This is a genomic window from Paenibacillus sp. OT2-17, from assembly GCF_009827695.1.
In the GTDB taxonomy this organism is placed as follows: Bacteria; Bacillota; Bacilli; order Paenibacillales; family Paenibacillaceae; genus Paenibacillus; species Paenibacillus polymyxa_B.
Window position 1 is genome coordinate 1 of sequence record NZ_WUDQ01000706.1, and the last position, 1,635, is coordinate 1,635.

Here is a 1,635-nt window from a genome sequence, read left to right on the forward strand (position 1 = left end):
TTCCATCACAAGTATTAGCAGCAAAAGCTACAAAAGCTATGTCAACAAGTGAAATCGAAAAAATATACTTTGAGTGCTTCTCTGCAAGCGTGGATTCAGCAAGTACAACAGTTTTTGCAAGGCGACGGAACAAATCAACAGTTAAACGGTGGGGAAACGTCAGAGGCGACAGGCTTAACAGCCTTGGCAGCCAACCCTGCTACTCTTCGATTTGCATTGCAGGACGCTTTGTCACAACTTGCCAATGTAGCAGAGCAGGCTTCTGGAGACCAAAAGTCCCAGGTGGCACAGTTGCTACAATCGCTCCAAAGCGCAACGGCAGGGACGGGAGCTATTTCCGATGAGCAGTGGAATGGTGTAATGAAAGCTGTGGAACTTGCTGATGGTGGGGATTCACAAGCGGTTCAGCCTTCTGCAAATCGAGCAAATGGTACTCAGACCGTAGCTACAGCTACTACAGACAAACAGGTTGTTGTTTCTCAGCAGCAAGCAAGTCAGGGCGAAACTAATCAGCAAGGTTCAGAAGGGCAACGTTCATCAACTAATATTCTCGTTCAGTCTACAGTTAAGACGACTGGAGCGGATGAAGCGAGTGCATTCGTAGATGCAACTGAACAAGCGGATCCGACAGCAACTGACAATCAGACTCCAGTGATCACGACTGCGGGACAGCTTTCGGTACAAACGCAAGGAACAACACCTTCGACTCCGGCTCAACCAGTCGTACATGTACGGCAATTTGCCAAGGAGATGACCGAATTTGTAGTGCAGAAACTTGACATTGTAAAACACACTGGTTTGACGGAAGCGACTATCATGCTTCGTCCAGATCATCTGGGCCAGCTGGAGGTTAAGCTGACAATGCAAAATGGTCATCTGGTTGCCCAGTTCATGACTGAGCATAGCGGAGCGAAGGATTTGCTGGAACAGCAAATGTCGCAGCTGCGTTCGAGCCTGCAGAGCCAAGGTATCCAGGTAGATAAGGTAGAAGTAACGCACAATGAGTCGCTTTCCTCCCATATGTATCAGGATGGACGCGGATCTGGAGCTAATCAGCAGCAGCAATCCAACCAACGTTCCAAAGCTCGTGGTAGAGAAGAGAGCGAGGATGCTATGAAGGTAGCTGAAATGGCAGAAGAGCTTCGTAACTGGACAGCAGAACAACGCGCAGATGATATGAATCGGACAGGCTCCTTTACAGCACAAGCGTAATGATGGAGGTGAGAACACAATGACGACTACAGACAACAATGTATCCACCAGTAACGTCTGGCCGAATTACAATGTGAATAATGTCAAAACAGCAAGTGCCAAGGATACTAAAACGATGGGTAAAGATCAATTTCTGAAAATTTTGATCACCCAGCTACAAAATCAGGATCCGATGCAGCCTTTGGAGGATAAAGAATTTATCGCTCAAATGGCCCAGTTTTCCTCGGTGGAACAACTGATGAACATTTCTACGCAGTTGAATGCATTGGGACAGTCTTTGGGTACGGCTTCCGGTTTGATAGGAAAAGAAGTCAGCTGGATTGAGGCAGGTAAAAAAGACTCCATTACAGGTGAAGCAGGCGCGGGTACAGTGAAAAGTGGAATCGTGGATTCCATCGTTATTCGCGACGGTGTGCAGTATGC

The 1,635-nt window shown here is 47.5% G+C and carries 2 protein-coding genes; both read left to right on the top strand.

Going from position 1 to position 1,635, the window contains the following annotated elements:
* Positions 1-48 precede the first annotated feature (48 nt).
* A complete protein-coding gene (locus GRP75_RS26310; RefSeq protein WP_337194275.1) occupies positions 49-1,212 on the top strand; it encodes a flagellar hook-length control protein FliK in 1,164 nt (387 codons plus the stop codon).
* A gap of 19 nt (positions 1,213-1,231) precedes the next feature.
* Positions 1,232-1,635 (top strand): flagellar hook capping FlgD N-terminal domain-containing protein (locus GRP75_RS26315; RefSeq protein WP_160790816.1); only part of this gene is annotated, 404 nt, incomplete at its 3' end.